This window comes from Burkholderia sp. AW33-5, assembly GCF_053427615.1.
In genome coordinates, this window is the sequence record NZ_JBSAXA010000003.1 from 16432 (window position 1) to 31926 (window position 15495).

Consider the following 15495-nt stretch of genomic DNA (forward strand, 5'->3'; position numbering starts at 1 on the left):
GCGCGACGCCCCGCTTCGTCGCACGACTTACCGACGCATGGCCTTCACGTCGGCCGGCGTGACGCTCGCGGGCTGGCCGCCCCACGTCGCGCGCAGGTAATTCGCGAGCTGAGCGAGTTCGTCGTCGCTCAGCGTGTGCGCGAAACCCGGCATCGGCTGGAGGTTCTCGAAGCCGGCGAACTTCTGCTCGTCGATGCCGTCGAGCATCGCGACCAGCAGGTTGCGCGCATCGCCCTGACGCAGCGTCGAATTGCCGTTCATCGGCACCGCCACGTGCGGCTTGCCTTCGCCGTCGAAACCGTGACAGCCCGCGCACACCGCGAGATACACCGAGCGGCCGGCCGCGAGCTGCGCGGCATAGGCCGACACCGGCTTCACCGGCTGCGGCGCCGGCGGCGTATCGCCGAGCAGGTACACGGACAGCGCGCGCAGATCGTCCTTCGTCATGTACTGCGTGCTCAGATGCACGACCGGATACATTTCGCCGAACGCCGAGCCTTGCGGCGCGATGCCGACGCCGAAGAACGTCTGCAGGTCGGTGCCCGTCCAGCCGCGCGAGGCAAGGCCGGCCGGCGTGATGTCCGGCGCGGCCACGCGGCCGAGCGCGGCGCCCGCGAACGGCTTCGCGCCGTCGAGCTGCCCCGTGAACGCACGCGGCGTGTGGCATTCCGCGCAGTGGCCGAGCGCGCCCGCCAGATAGCGGCCGCGCTGCCAGTCGGCGGACCGGCCGGTCGATGCGTCGGGCAGGCTGTCCTTCAGGAACGCCATGTCCCAGAACACCATGCCGAAGCGCAGGTTGTACGGGAACTTGAGTTCGTGCGCGCGGTTTTCCTGCGCAACCGGCTTCACCGTCTTCAGGTAAGCGTACATCGCGTCGGTATCGGCGCGCGTGAGCTGCCGGTACGACGTGTACGGCATCGACGGATACAGACGCTTGCCCGGCGCCTTGCCGTCGTGCAGCGCGGCGTAGAAGTCGTCCGCGCTCCAGCCGCCGATCCCGTGATCCTTGTCGGGCGTGATGTTCGAACCGTAGAACGTGCCGAACGGCGATTCGAGCGGCGCACCGCCGGCGAACGGCGCGCCGTCCTTCGCGGTGTGGCACGCCGCGCAGTCCGCGGCCTTCACGAGATAGCGGCCGCGCGCGATCTGGTCGGCGCCGGGTGCGCCGGAAGCCGCGTTCGAAGCCGGCACGTCATGGCCGCCGCAGGCGGCGAGCAGCAGCGCGCAGGCGGCCGCGAGTGCGGGCAGGCCCGCGGCCCGCGCGGCACGATGGGCGAATGTGCGTTTCATGCGGCGTCCTTCACGAGTCCCGGCGTCGTCAAAATCACGTCTTTCACGGCTTCGTAGTAGCGGACGTAACCGGTGCAGCGGCAGATGTGCGCGTTCAGCGCGTCGGTGATCGTGCGCTCGACGTCGACCTTCGCGACCGGCTCGCGCTTCAGGCGTTCGATCAGCACCGTCGCCGCGTTGACGAAGCCCGGCGTGCAGTAGCCGCACTGGAAGCTGAAGTGCTCGAGGAACTTCTGCTGGATCGGCGACAGCTCGACCACTTCGCCGGCTTCGTTGCGCTTCGCGTGGCCTTCGATCGTGCGGATCGAACGGCCGTGGAAGAAGTGCGCGCCGGTGATGCAGGTGCGCATTTCCTCGCTCGTGCCGTCCGGCTTGTCGACGATCACGACGCACGCGTGGCAGATGCCCTGCCCGCAGCCGAGCCGCGAACCGGTGAGGCCCGCATACTCGTGCAGGAACTCGATCATCATCAGCCCTTCGGGCACCTGCATCGGGCCGACGGACTTGCCGTTGATGTTCACCGACAGCGGTTTCTGCTGAAAGCGGACGAGCGGACGCTCGACGGCGGCCGGTGCGGCAGCGGGTGCCGATGCCGGGGCGGCCGATGCCGCATTCGGCGCGGATGCGCCGGTCGCGGCCGCGCTGGCGCTCGCGGCCGACGCGGTGGTTTGGGCGGTCGTCATGCGAGCACCTCCTGAATCTTTTGCGGGGTCACCGGCAAGTCGGTGAAACGATGGCCGATCGCGTGCGCGATGCCGTTCACGATCGCGCCGACGACGGGAATCATCACCACCTCGGCGACACCCTTCGGCGGATCGGTCTCGGACAGCGGCGGCAGGATGTCGCCCGTCTGCGACCATACGGCGACGTCGGTCGCGCGCGGCAGCTGGTAGCGGTTGAAGTTCCACGTGCCGTTGCCGGGGCCGTCTTCGTAAAGCGGCAGGTATTCGTGCAGCGCATGGCCGATGCCCATCGCGAGGCCGCCCTGCAACTGGCCCGACACGAGTTGCGGCGAGATCTGGTTGCCGCACTCCATGATCGAGTGATGCGTGAGCAGCTCGACCTTGCCGGTCGCTTCGTGCACGGCCAGCTCGACGAGCGTGCCGACCGCCGTGTAGTACGTGACGGCCGCGTTGTTGCGGCTCGTCGGCGGGATGAACACGCGCTTGCGGTCCAGCACGCGATAGCCGTTCGCGGTCGGCGCCAGCGTGCCGTGCATCGCGGTCGCGCCGGCCGGCGCGGCGGTGCCCGGCATCGGGCCGTCGTCGCCGGTCTTCGGCGCGCCGACCCGCAGCGACAACCCGTCGATCGGCAGACGATCGACCGCGCCGCCCACGTCGAACTCCGCGTCGGTCCATTGCCAGCGGTTGAACACGTGCACGACGGCGCCGGTCGGCAGGCCGAGCGCATGCGCCTGCTTCGCGAGCTGCTCGAACGTCAACGGCTCCAGGCCGTCGGCGGTCAGCTTGCCGTCGACCCAGCGCGCGTCCTCGATGCGGATCGTGTACGGCGCGGCCTGGCCGCCGCCGAGACCGCGCGTCCAGATCGACATCGCGGCCGGCCACAGCCCGTAGCGGAACACCGCGCGCGCGGCTTCGCGCGTGCTGTGCGTGAAGTAGTACGCGGAGTTCGTCGCGCTCGACGGCGACGCATAGCCCGGCGACCAGCGCGGATTCGCGCTCAGCCGGTCCTGGTCGGCCTGCGACATCAGGTACGGATCGCCGCTCGTCTCGACCGGCAGATCGGGCCATTCGGTCACGGCAACACGCACCTCGGTCGCCGGGCGGCCGAGCCACTTCGCGACCGCGACGGCCTGCGACGTCGACATCCCCGTGCCGATCTCGGCCGCCGTGTGATGCAGCGACACCTTGCCGTTCTCGTCGAATTCGACCTTCGCGAACGATGCCTCGGCACCCGTGCCGAAATCCTTCTGCACGCACGCGAAGCCGACGCCGTAGCGCTTGCCCGGGTTCGCCGCCTCGAATTCGGCCTTGCGCGCCGCACGGCGCGTCCACAGCGGATGCTGCCTCGCGCGCTCCAGCACTTCGTCGACGCGCAGCGCGCCGGCGGGAATCGCGCCCTGCGTGTTCTTCATCCCCGAACGCAGCGCGTTGCGCAGGCGGAACTCGATCGGATCGAGGTTCAGTTGCGCGGCGATCTCGTCGACCGCCATCTCGGTCGCGGCCATGCTCTGCAGCGTGCCGTAGCCGCGCGCGGAGCCGGCGTCGATCGCGCGCGACGCGATCGCGACCGCAGCCAGGTCGCTCTTCGGGAAGTAGTAGATCGATTGCGCGGCCGTCGCGCCGACCATCGCCACCGACGGCGAGAAGTTCGAGCGCCCGCCGCCGTTCGCCTCGAAGTCGCCCTTGAACGACTGCATGAGGCCCGTGTTGCGATCGACCGCGATCCGGTAATGCATCTTGAACGCGTGGCGCTTCAGCGACGTCTGGAACTGCTCGTAGCGGTCGTTCGCGAACCGCACCGGGCGGCCGTCCGCGTACAGCGCGCAGACGAGGCCGTAGAACGGCACGTTGCAGTGATCCTTCGAGCCGTAGCCGACCGTGTAGCACGGATGCACGAACAGCTTCTTCACCGGGAAGCGGCATTTCGCGACCATCGCGGCCGCGTTCTCCGCCACTTCGAGCGGCGACTGCGTCGGCACGACGAGGTGCATCGACTGCGTCGCGGCGTCGTACCAGCAGTTCGCGTTGTCGGGTTCGAGCGCGGCGGTATCGACCGACTGCGTGCTGTACTCGCGATCGAACACGAGCCAGTCGGCCGACGGACGATCGAGCTCGGCGGCGATCTGGCCGGCCAGGAACATCCCCTGCTCGTCGAGCCTGCCGTGCTCCTTGCCGTCCGGCCAGACCGGCAGGTGCTTGCGCATCATGCTCGGGAAGATCGGCGCACCCTTCAGGCTCGAATAGACATCGTCGTCGTAAGCCGTCTTGCCGCCCACCCGCACGTAGCGGAACGTGCCCCACGGATCGCGCTCGAGCGGGCCCGTGATCGCGCCGTAGCGGATCACGTCGTCGCGGAACTTGAGCGCGTTCTTCGCGAAGCGGAAGCGCGCGAAGTCGTGATAGATGAGGATCGCGACCGCATGGCCGAGATACGCGGGGGTCTTGCCGGCGGGCAACAGCATGTCGTCGCCGTAGAACGTCGGGAACGCGACGCCGTCGCGTGCGAGATCGTCGGCCGTGACCACGCGGTCCGGCTTCAGTTCGTCGCCGAGCAGCGACAGGTCGAAGCCTTCGTAGATGCGGTCGGCCTGCGTGGCGCGGAGGATCAGCGCGTGCGACTGCTGCTGCGGCCAGTGCGGCATGTCGGCTGCGCGCACGTCACGGGCGAACACTTTCGAGCCCGTGACCTTCGCGATGCCGTCGATGCGGAATTGGGGGATGCCGGTGACGCTATCCCATTTGACGGGGGTGAGGAGTTTTTCTTCGAAGAGCGCCGCGAACGCGCGGCTGCCGATGGGCGCGACGTAGACCGCGACGCCCGCCAGCACGCTGGCTTTCAGAAAACCCCGCCGTGACAGGCCGTGGTTTTTCATGTGGGGGGAACCTCCTGATGCGGCTCGGACGGCGATCGGATGTCGCGGCGTTCGGAGCGGCGCGCATTCTGGCATTGTTTTCGATATATCGCCTATAGTATTTCCCGCATGAATTACTTATTGAATTTCTTATAACGAGATTCAGACGGGCTGCGGCGTCCGGTCGCGGGCGACATACGGGCGCGATTGGGCGGTGTCACGGCGGGCGCATTGATCGCCGCGCGCCGATCGCCACCATGGGCGAGCCATGTGCCGCGTGCTGAAACCGGTCCGCGAGCGGCCGCCCGAGATCGTCCCGCGGGCAACGACGCGTGCCCCGCGTCGGCGAATGCGCAAGGCCCGCGCGGCGTGGTCGACGACGACTCACCGCCGCCCCCGCACGACACGCGCGGCCGACGTTTCATGGTAATGTCGTGCGCATCCGGCTCGCCGGTCACTCCGCCACGTGCCGTGCGGGGCGGCCGGCAATGCGCCGCATCGTGTCGAGGTCAAAATAGCCATGGCAGTCAAGGCAAGCCTCCTGAATGCCGTTCTCGCCACTCCCCCCTGCGGCAATCACCGCGTGACGGCCGCGCTGCGCCCGTCGATGCTCGTCACGCTGTTCGAGGACGTGCGCCCGATGGCGCTGTCCGGCCTCGCCAGCGCGTTCGTCGCGGCGATCGCGCTGATCCGGCTGCAACAACTCTGGTGTTTCGTGTGGCTCGTCGTCGACGTCGGCCTGCTCGCCGCGCGGCTCGCGATCGCGCGCGCGTATGCCGTGCGCCGTGCCGCCGGCGACGATCGCGCCGAATACTGGGCGCTGCGCTATGCGCCCGTGTCGCTCGCCGCGTGCTTCGTGCTCGGCCTCGGCGTGATGGGCTGCGTGGAGGCGCCCGACGCCGAGCTCGGCACGCTGTCGGTGATGGTCGCGGGCGGCGTGTTCGGCGGGATCGCGTCGCGCAATTCGGCGCTGCCCCGGCTCGCGATGACCCAGGTCACGCTCGGCGTCCTGCCGATCGGCCTCGGCGCGGTGCTGGTCGACCGACCCGGCGCCTGGCTGCTGCTGCCGCCGCTCGCGATCTATCTCGCGGCCATGCGCACGGTCGTCCAGCGTCATTACCGCGTGCTGGTCGCGCTGATCGCCGCGCGCCAGCGCAACGCCGAGCTCGTCGCGCGCTTCGACGCCGCCCTCACCTACATGCCGCACGGCCTGTGCATGATCGACGGCGAGAGCCGCGTGATCGTCGCGAACCGCCGCACCGCGCAATTGTTCGGCTCGCCGCGCGAGATCATGCTCGACACGCCGCTGCCCGACGTCGTCGCGGCGCTCGGCGCGAACGCGGTGACCGATTCCGACGGCGCAGGTCTTGCCGCGCAATGCGACGTCTGGCTGAACCATGACGAACCGGTGCCGCTCGACATCACCCTCGCCGACGGCCGACAGCTGGAACTGACGCGCCATCGCGTGCCGGACGGCAACGCGGTGATCATCGTCGAGGACGTCACCACGCGCCGCCGCAGCGAGCAGCACATCCGGCACCTCGCGCGGCACGACGCGCTGACGGGTTTGCCGAACCGCCACGAACTGCATGCGCAACTCAAGCGGATGCTCGCGCACCGGCCGCGCCTGCCGAATTCCACGCTCGCCGTCATGTATCTCGACCTCGACGGCTTCAAGGCAATCAACGACCGGTTCGGCCACCAGGCCGGCGATGAAGTGCTCATGCAGGTCGCCGAGCGGCTCGGCAAGACGCTGCCGCCCGGCGAGCTGGCGGCGCGGATCGGCGGCGACGAGTTCGTCGTCGCGCTCGACGCCACCACGATGCACGCCTGCTCGCTCCTCGCCGCGCGGATCATCCGGCAGATCTCGGCGCCGTACACGTTGTCGATCGGCGAGACCGTCAGCTTCGGGATCAGCATCGGCATCGCGCTCGACGACGGGCACGGCTCCCCCGACGAACTGATCCGCCAGGCCGACAGCGCGCTGTACGACGCGAAGTCGGCCGGCAAGGGAATCTACCGCTTCTATTCGGCCGGAAGCAGCCGCGTGACGCCCGCGACCACGAGCTGAGCGCGCGCCGTTCGCGTTGACGCCGGCGGCCTCCGCGCGTCCCTTCGCTTCCCGCGATTCATTCCCGAAACGCTTCGCGTGACTCCGCGCATACGCGCAGGTGTTCCGCCGCGCGCGCCCGTGTCACGTGACGTGTTCCGTAACATCGGCCCGCGCCGCGCGTCACGTTGGCCGCAGAAGCCCGCACGATCGGGGCGGCGCGCGGTATTTCATGGCTGGCACCCTTATTGCTCCTTGACTGGGAAACAGGATGTCAGGGAGCCCAAACATGAATACCGTCGAAGTCCTCAGCCATGCGGAAGCGAGCGATCAACTGGACGTGATCGACGGCGCCTCGCTGATCCGACGGCTCGTTTCCGAGCACCGCGCGCCCGCCGCGCGTGAAGCCGCGTGCGTCGACAATCCGCCGCTGACGCTGTACGGCGCATATCGCCAGGGCGTCACCGATCACGCGGCGCGACGCGCGAATCCGTATCGCGCCGGCAGCCGTTTCTGGGCGCTGTGGGAAGAAGGCCGTATCGAAGCTGAAACCTCCGGTCGCTGACGCGATCGCGCGCGCCGGCCCCGTCGCGACAAGGGGCCGACGCGCCGCACGGCATGCGCGTGCCGGCATGCGTTTCAGCGCTGCAACGTCGCGTGCGGCTGCTCGCGTTGCGGATGTCGCGGGTTCGCACGCGGGCCGGTTGACGGCGTCCGGCATTGCCCGCACCGCGCACGCCGCGCGGCGGTCGTTTCCCGATAAGATGGCAGATTCCGTTCATCGAACGATGCCGCCATGACCGCCTCCTCCTCCCACCGAAATCCCATCCGCTGCGAAATCGATCTCGATGCGCAAGGCAAGCATGCGGGCTATCTGCGCCTGCCGCATTCCGTACATCGCTCCGCATACGGCTGGCTGCCGATCCCGATCGCGTCGATCCGCAACGGCGACGGCCCGGTCGCGCTCGTGATGGCCGGCAATCACGGCGACGAATACGAAGGCCAGATCATCGTGTCGCAGCTGATGCGCGAGATCGATCCGGAGATGGTCAGCGGGCAGTTGATCCTGCTGCCGATGGCGAACTTCCCCGCGGCCGACGCCGGCTTGCGCGTGTCGCCGCTCGACGAGGGCAACCTGAATCGCAGCTTCCCCGGCGACCCGGCCGGCACGCCGACGCAGATGATCGCGCATTACATCGAGCATGCGCTGCTGTCGCGCGCGCAGTATCTGGTCGACCTGCATTCGGGCGGCAGCTCGCTGCTGTACCAGGGCGGCAACATGCTCGCGATCGACCCGCTCGACGACGACGAGGCCGCGAAGCTCAACGGCCTGCTGGTCGCGTTCGGGCTGCCGAACGCGCTGCTGCACGCGCCGAACCCGGTGCACTCGGCATCGGCCGCGCGCCGGCAGGGCGCGATCTCGATCGTGACCGAACTCGGCGGCGCGGGGATGGCCGATCCGTCGCTGATCCGGCTCGGCCGCCACGGGCTGCTGCACTACCTCGGCCATATCGGCCTGCTGCACGGCGCGCTTGTGCCCGACGCGCCGCCGACCGTCACGCGCTTCCTGCGTGTCGACGGCGATCGTCACTTCGTCTACGCGTACGAGCGCGGGCTGTACGAACCGCTCGTCGAACTCGGCGACCAGGTGAAGGCCGGCCAGCCGGCCGCGTGGGTGCACTTCCCCGATACGCCGCTGCGCGAACCGGTGCTGCACCGCTTCAACGGCGACGGCGAAGTGGTGTGCAAGCGCGTGCCCGCGCAGGTGCGGCGCGGCGATTGCCTGTTTCAGTTGGCGGAGGCGTCGACGCCGCCGCGCGTTGGCCGATAGGCCGAGTTACCGACCCGTATCCTTTCCGTGCAGTCTGCCAAGGATGGCGGACCGCATGCGTTCGCCATTAACCAACTTGACAAATTAACTCTTTTGGTTAAGATCGCGGATGGAAATGAACGCGCCTCATTGCAAGCTGATCTGAAACTGACCGTGATCGACGACGTGCTGATCGTGTCGTTCAAGGAGCGATGAAAATGAAGTGTCCTGCGTGCGGTGGCGCGAAACTGGTCCGCGATACACGAGACATCCCTTACACATACAAGGGTCGCTCGACCGTCGTTCGCGATATAACCGGCGACTTCTGTCCGGCCTGCGGCGAATCGGTGCTGGATATCGACGAGGCAACCCGGCTCGGTGAAGCGATCGGCGAGTTCAACAAGCAAGTAAATTCGACCATCGTCGACCCGAAGTTCATCGCGAAGGTGCGCAAGAAGCTGATGCTGGATCAACGCGAGGCGGCCGAGATATTCGGTGGCGGCGTCAATGCTTTCTCGCGCTACGAAACCGGCAAGACGAACCCGCCGCTTGCCCTCGTGAAGTTGCTCAAGATTCTGGATCGTCATCCGGATCTGCTCGCGGAAGTTCGTGCAGCCTAGCCATACGCCCCTCCGGCATTGCGCATGCGACGAACCTTCGACGCGTGCGCCCCCCCACCCCACTCCCCCTGCAAGCCTTCTGACGTTCCCCGCGAAATCCTTATCGAAATTGCTTCGTTCGTCTTTGCCGGCCGCGCCGCTAACGTGTTCGAAACGGCGGCGGCACGCCGGATGCAACGCAGGAAGCACCGCGGCCGCCGTCATCACGACAACCGCGTCGCGATAACGGAGCAGACCGGACGGGCCGTGTGGCAGGCCCCCGCCAGGAACGTCCGCATCGCGCGCCCTTCGCGATGCCCATGGCCACGAACGACCGCCTCATCGACACGACACCGCTCGACGTCCGCGCCCAGCCGCTGGTCGACGCGCTGATCGACGAATACGCGACGCGCTACGACGCGTATCGCCCCGACAGCCGCGCGTCCGCACGCGACGAACTCGCGCGCTACCCGGCCGAGCTGTTCGCGCCGCCCGAAGGCGCGTTCGTGCTGCTGCTGCGCGACGGCGAAACGATCGGCGGCGGCGCATTCAAGCGCTACGACGCGCAGACCGCCGAACTCAAACGCATCTGGACCCGCGCGGACCTGCGCCGCCAGGGGCTCGCGCGCCTGATCGTCGATGCGCTCGAACTGCGCGCCGCGCAGCAGGGCTATCGACGCGTGTACCTGACCACCGGCTTTCGCCAGCCCGAAGCGTGGGCGCTGTACGACCGCACCGGCTATACGCGGCTGTTCGATTCGTCGATCGATCCGGAAGCGTATTTCCACCTGCGCTTCGGCAAGGATCTCGCCGATCCGTCGCGCACGTCGACGCTCGCCGACCTGTGGGCGCCGCTTCCCGAAGCCGTGCTGCCGCGCTGAACGCCCCGCGCCACCCGATTCCGCTCTTCCGTTCCCCAAGACACGAAACGACAGGACCCATCCATGCAACGAGCCGTACCCTTCACGCCGCGTGCGCTCCGCACGCTGGCCGCCGCGCTGATCGGCGTGACCGCGATCGCCGCGGCCGCCGCGACCTTCGACCTCAGCCCCGAGCAACGTGGCCGCCCGCGCGGTGCGGCCGATGCGGCCGTCGAGCGCGCGGTGCCCGCGTCGTTCAGGTTCGCCGAAGCCGGCACGCTGACGATCGGCGTCGCGCCGAGCCTGCCGCCGATCAGCTCGTATGCGACCGACGCGCGCACGGTGATCGGCTTCGACGCGGACGTCGGCCAGCTCGTGTCCGACAGCCTCGGCCGGAAGCTGAAGATCGTCCCGCTCGCATGGGCCGACTGGCCGCTCGCGCTCGAATCGGGGAAAGTCGACGCGGTGATCTCGAACGTCACCGTCACCGAGGAGCGCAAGCAGAAGTTCGATTTCTCGACCTACCGCAAGGACCAGGTCGGCTTCTACGTGCGCAACGACAGCAAGATCCAGTCGATCCGCGAGCCGAAGGACGTCGCGGGGCTGCGCATCGTCACCGATGCCGGCACCAACCAGGAAAAGATCCTGCTCGCGTGGGATCGCGAGAACGTCGCGCACGGCCTGAAGCCCGTGCAGGTCCAGTACTACGACGACCAGGCGATGCGCATCGTCGCCGTGCAGTCGGGCCGCGCCGATGCCGTGTTCAGCGTGAACTCGGTGCTCGCCTACCAGAGCGCGCAGCAGGGCAAGACGCGCCTCGTCGGCGCGATCAGCGGCGGCTGGCCGCGCACGGCCGACATCGCGATCGCGACGCGCCGCGGCAGCGGGCTCGCCGAGCCGCTGACGGTCGCGCTGAACGGACTGATCCGGAACGGCCGCTATCAGCAGATCCTCGACCGCTGGAACCTCGCCTCCGAAGCGATCGACCAGTCGCGCACGAATCCGCCGGGCTTGCCGAAGAGCTGAGCGCCGCCCGTCCACGCCCTCGCAGGAACGCCGACACCATGTCTTATTCGCTTTCATTGCTGGACAAAAGCCCGATCGCCGACGGCGCGACCGCCGCCGACGCGCTGCGTTTCACGACGACCCTCGCGCGCCGCGCGGAACAGCTCGGCTACGAGCGCTTCTGGGTCGCCGAGCATCACGGCGCGCCGGGCTTCGCGAGCTCCGCGCCCGAGATCGTCGTCGCGCACCTGCTCGCGCACACGTCGCGCATTCGCGTCGGTTCGGGCGGCGTGATGCTGCAGCACTACAGCCCGTTCAAGGTCGCCGAGTCGTTCAAGCTGCTCGCCGCGCTCGGGCCGGGCCGCGTCGATCTCGGCATCGGCAAGGCGCCCGGCGGATTGCCGCTGACCACGCGCGCGCTGCAGTGGTTTCACGACAAGGCGAAGAAGCCCGACTTCGCGGGCCAGCTCGCGGAACTCGACGCGTTCCTCGGCTGGGGCGTCGCCGAGGATCATCCGCTCGCCGGCGCGGTCGCGATGCCGGTACCGCCGCACGCGCCCGAACGCATCCTGCTCGGCGGCTCGCCCGACAGCGGCGCGCTCGCCGCCCGCCACGGCTGGCGCTTCTGCTACGCGGGACACTTCAACGGCGACGACGCGAACCTCGAACGCTCGCTGGCCGCGTACCGCGACGCGGGCGGCACACGCCCGATCGTCGCGCTGTACGCCGTCGCCGCGCCGACCCGCGACGAAGCCGAGCAACTGATCGGGCCGCTGAAGATCTTCAAGCTGCAATTCGCCGGCGGCCAGAGCTTCAATCTGGCGAGCGCGCAGGCCGCCGCCGAATTCGCGCGGCAGAGCGGCGCGTCCGACTACCGGATCGACGAGCTGCGCCCGACCGTGCTGGCCGATACGCCCGAACGCGTGCACCGCGCGCTCGACGCGCTGAGCCGGCGGCTCGACGTCGATGCATTCGTGATCGACTCGCCGGTGACCGACTACGCGGCGCGGCTCGCGTCGGCCGAATGGCTCGGCGGCGCGCAGTCGATCACGCCCGTGCAGGCGGCCCTCGCCGCCGAACGTTTTCCTTCCCCCGACCAGAACGCGTGACGCTCCCATGACGACCCGACGATCGATTCCCTTCGGCCTGATGCTGCAAGGCGCAGGCAGCCACATGAACGCGTGGCGGCATCCGAGCAACCCGCCGGACGCGAGCATCAACCTCGACTTCGCGATCGGCATCGCGCGCAAGGCGGAAGCCGCCGGCATCGCGTTCGCGTTCGTCGCGGACGGCCTCTACATCAACGAGAAGTCGATCCCGCACTTCCTGAACCGCTTCGAGCCGCTCACCGTGCTGTCGGCGCTCGCGGTCGCGACGAAGAAGATCGGCCTCGCGGGCACGATCTCGACGTCGTACAGCGAGCCGTTCACGGTCGCGCGCCAGCTCGCGTCGCTCGACGCGATCAGCGGCGGGCGCGCGGGCTGGAACGTCGTCACGACGCCGCTCGAAGGCACCGCGAAGAATTTCGGCAAGGCGCATCCCGATCACGAACTGCGCTACGAAATCGCCGACGAATACCTCGACGTCGTGCAGGGGCTGTGGGACAGCTGGGACGACGACGCGTTCGTGCGCGATCGCGCGAGCGGGCGCTTCTTCGATCGCGACAAGCTCCATACGCTCGATCATCACGGCCGCTTCTTCCAGGTCGCCGGCCCGCTGAACATCCAGCGCTCGCCGCAGGGGCAGCCGGTGATCTTCCAGGCCGGCTCGTCCGACACCGGCATCGGGCTCGCGGGCAAGTACGCGGACGCCGTATTCACGCATTCGCCGTCGCTCGACGAAACGGCCGCGTTCACGCGGCGCGTGAAGCAAAGCGCAGTCGAGCACGGGCGGCAGCCGGGCGACGTGAAGATCTTCCCCGGCGTCGGGCCGATCGTCGGCCGCACGGCCGCCGAGGCCGAAGACAAGTACCAGGCGATCCGCGACCTGCTGACGATCGACGAGGCGCTCGCGTATCTCGGCCGCTATTTCGATCACCACGATTTCACACAGTACGCGCTCGACGCACCGTTCCCCGAACTCGGCGATATCGGCCGCAACAGCTTCCGCTCGACCACCGACCGGATCAAGGCCGACGCGAAGCGCAAGCACCTCACGCTGCGCGAGACGGCACTCGCCGTCGCGACGCCGCGCCCGAACTTCATCGGTACGGCCGAGCACGTCGCCGACGAGCTGATCCGCTGGCACGACGCCGGAGCCGGCGACGGCTTCATCCTCGGCTTCCCGGTGCAGGCCCAGGGCGTCGACGACTTCGTCGAACTCGTGATTCCGGTGCTCGAGGCGCGCGGCCGATACCGCCGCGACCTGCCGGGCAGCACGCTGCGCGACCACCTCGGCCTGCCGCGCAAGGCGAGCCGCCACGCGGCGCCCGGCGCGGTGCGCAAACAGGGCGACGCGGCCGAAGCGCACGCCTGACGCCTGCGCGCCGCCTCGCGCGGCGCATCCGGCCAACCCGATCGAGGACCCTCACCGACATGAGCGACACGACCCATCTCGGCGGCACACTGCCGCCGCTCACTTCCGCCCCCGCCCGCGACGCCGGCACGCGCCCGCGCATCGTGCCGGCCCGGCACCGGTCGCGCACGGTCGGCACCGTGCTCGCGCTCGTGCTGATCGCGCTCGCGCTGCATTCGATTCTCGGCAACCCGCAATGGGGCTGGCCGGTGTTCGCCGAATGGTTCCTGTCGCCGCCGGTGCTGTCCGGGCTCGCGCGCACGCTGGTGCTGACGCTGCTCGGCGCGGTGTTCGGCTTCGCGCTCGGCGCGCTCGTCGCGCTGGCCCGGCTGTCGCGCTCGCGCCTGCTCGCCGCGAGCGCGTGGACGTTCGTCTGGTTGTTCCGCTCGATTCCGCTGATCGTGCTGCTGCTGATCCTGAACAATCTCGGCTACCTGTACGAACACGTGCGGCTCGGCGTGCCGTTCACCGACATCGTGTGGTTCGACACGCCGACCACCGACCTGATCAGCCCGTTCCTCGCGGCCGTGCTCGGCCTCACGCTGAACCACGCGGCGTTTTCCGCGGAAGTGATTCGCGGCGGCATTCTCGCGGTCGACCAGGGGCAGCTCGAAGCGGCCGCCGCGCTCGGCCTGCCGCGCGGCCGCCAGACCACGCGCATCGTGTTGCCGCAGGCGATGCGCGCGATCCTGCCGACCGCGTTCAACGACCTGATCACGCTCGCGAAAGGCACATCGATGGTCTACGTGCTCGCGATGCCCGAACTGTTCTACACGGTGCAGGTGATCTATCGCCGCAATCTGGAAGTGATTCCGCTGCTGATGGTCGCGACCGTCTGGTACCTGATCATCCTGACCGTGCTGTCCGCGATCCAGGTGCAGGTCGAGCGCCACTATGCGCGCGGTGCGCTGCGCAATCCGCCGCCGTCGGCGCTGACGTTCGTGCTGGCGCGCATCGGTGCGCTGCGGCGGCGTGCGGCAACGCACAGCGCAACGGCCGATGCGACGTTTCAGGGCAACGCTGACGCGCCAGTGCCGCGCACCGGCGGCGAGGTCGCCGTGCACAACGTGTCGAAGCAGTTCGGCATGCAGCGCGTGCTCGACAACGTGTCGTTCGTCGCGCCGCGCGGCAGCGTGACGGTGATCGTCGGGCCGTCCGGCTCGGGCAAGTCGACGCTGCTGCGCACGATCAACCATCTCGAACGCGTCGACGACGGCTTCATCGACATCGACGGCGAGCTGATCGGCTATCGGCGCGACGGCGACGTGCTGCACGAGCTGAAGGAGCGCGACGTGCTGAAGCGGCGCACGGCGGTCGGAATGGTGTTCCAGAACTTCAACCTGTTTCCGCACCTGACGGTGCTCGAGAACCTGATCGAGGCGCCGGTCGCCGTCGGCGGCGTCACGCGCGAGGCCGCCGAGCGCACCGCGCGCACGCTGCTCGCGCGCGTCGGCCTCGCGGACAAGGCCGATGCCTACCCGCGCCAGCTGTCCGGCGGCCAGCAGCAGCGCGTCGCGATTGCGCGGGCGCTCGCGTTGCGCCCGAAGGTGCTGCTGTTCGACGAACCGACGTCGGCGCTCGATCCCGAACTGGTCAACGAAGTGCTCGACGTGATCAAGGAGCTGGCGCGCTCGGGCACCACGCTCGTGATCGTCACGCACGAGATCGGCTTCGCGCGCGAAGTCGCGGACAACGTGCTGTTCATGGAGCGCGGCCGCATCGTCGAGTCGGGCCCGCCCGCCGTCGTGCTCGACGCGCCGGCCCATCCGCGCACGCGCGCGTTCCTGTCGCGGGTGCTCTGATGCACGCCGCTCACGACCTCCGAGGCAACC

General features: G+C 68.9%; 13 protein-coding genes. 10 read left to right on the forward strand and 3 right to left on the reverse strand.

Translation table 11 applies throughout. The features are described 5' to 3' along the window. Window positions 1-27: 27 nt before the first annotated feature. From ACV22V_RS06795 to ACV22V_RS06805, 3 genes are read right to left on the reverse strand one after another with little or no spacing between them, the layout of a single operon-like run. On the reverse strand, window positions 28-1290 hold the full coding sequence (locus ACV22V_RS06795; RefSeq protein WP_448013323.1) for a c-type cytochrome: 1263 nt from the start codon (window positions 1288-1290) through the stop codon (window positions 28-30). Next, a complete protein-coding gene (locus ACV22V_RS06800) occupies window positions 1287-1973 on the reverse strand; it encodes a (2Fe-2S)-binding protein (RefSeq protein WP_448013324.1) in 687 nt (228 codons plus the stop codon). Before ACV22V_RS06800 ends, ACV22V_RS06795 begins: the two co-directional genes overlap by 4 nt. After that, a complete protein-coding gene (locus ACV22V_RS06805; RefSeq protein WP_448013325.1) occupies window positions 1970-4846 on the reverse strand; it encodes a xanthine dehydrogenase family protein molybdopterin-binding subunit in 2877 nt (958 codons plus the stop codon). The genes ACV22V_RS06800 and ACV22V_RS06805 overlap by 4 nt, the downstream gene beginning before the upstream one ends. A gap of 499 nt (window positions 4847-5345) precedes the next feature. On the opposite strand from ACV22V_RS06805, the gene ACV22V_RS06810 reads away from it, so the two are divergent. The 10 genes from ACV22V_RS06810 (at window position 5346) to ACV22V_RS06855 (ending at window position 15465) form a co-directional block, all read left to right on the forward strand. Next, a complete protein-coding gene (locus ACV22V_RS06810) occupies window positions 5346-6896 on the forward strand; it encodes a diguanylate cyclase domain-containing protein (protein ID WP_448013326.1) in 1551 nt (516 codons plus the stop codon). A 268-nt stretch (window positions 6897-7164) separates the two neighbouring features. After that, window positions 7165-7440, forward strand: a complete 276-nt coding sequence (locus tag ACV22V_RS06815) for a hypothetical protein (RefSeq protein ID WP_059525528.1) — start codon at window positions 7165-7167, stop codon at window positions 7438-7440. 231 nt (window positions 7441-7671) lie between these two features. Then, a complete protein-coding gene (locus ACV22V_RS06820) occupies window positions 7672-8706 on the forward strand; it encodes a succinylglutamate desuccinylase/aspartoacylase family protein (RefSeq protein WP_448013327.1) in 1035 nt (344 codons plus the stop codon). A gap of 27 nt (window positions 8707-8733) precedes the next feature. Next, window positions 8734-8901: a hypothetical protein gene (locus tag ACV22V_RS06825; RefSeq protein WP_448013328.1), complete on the forward strand. Its 168-nt coding sequence runs from the start codon at window positions 8734-8736 to the stop codon at window positions 8899-8901. A 2-nt stretch (window positions 8902-8903) separates the two neighbouring features. Further along, window positions 8904-9305 carry a type II toxin-antitoxin system MqsA family antitoxin gene (locus ACV22V_RS06830; RefSeq protein ID WP_059525531.1) on the forward strand — a complete coding sequence of 134 codons (402 nt, stop codon included), beginning with the start codon at window positions 8904-8906 and terminating at the stop codon, window positions 9303-9305. Between the two features lie 299 nt (window positions 9306-9604). Continuing rightward, on the forward strand, window positions 9605-10165 hold the full coding sequence (locus ACV22V_RS06835; protein WP_059525532.1) for a GNAT family N-acetyltransferase: 561 nt from the start codon (window positions 9605-9607) through the stop codon (window positions 10163-10165). A gap of 63 nt (window positions 10166-10228) precedes the next feature. Then, complete coding sequence (locus tag ACV22V_RS06840) at window positions 10229-11170, forward strand: ABC transporter substrate-binding protein (RefSeq protein ID WP_059525535.1); 942 nt, start codon at window positions 10229-10231, stop codon at window positions 11168-11170. Between the two features lie 38 nt (window positions 11171-11208). Then, on the forward strand, window positions 11209-12258 hold the full coding sequence (locus ACV22V_RS06845) for an LLM class flavin-dependent oxidoreductase (RefSeq protein ID WP_448013329.1): 1050 nt from the start codon (window positions 11209-11211) through the stop codon (window positions 12256-12258). A 7-nt stretch (window positions 12259-12265) separates the two neighbouring features. After that, a complete protein-coding gene (locus ACV22V_RS06850; protein ID WP_059525539.1) occupies window positions 12266-13624 on the forward strand; it encodes an LLM class flavin-dependent oxidoreductase in 1359 nt (452 codons plus the stop codon). Between the two features lie 59 nt (window positions 13625-13683). Then, a complete protein-coding gene (locus tag ACV22V_RS06855; protein ID WP_448013330.1) occupies window positions 13684-15465 on the forward strand; it encodes an amino acid ABC transporter permease/ATP-binding protein in 1782 nt (593 codons plus the stop codon). Window positions 15466-15495: the final 30 nt, after the last annotated feature.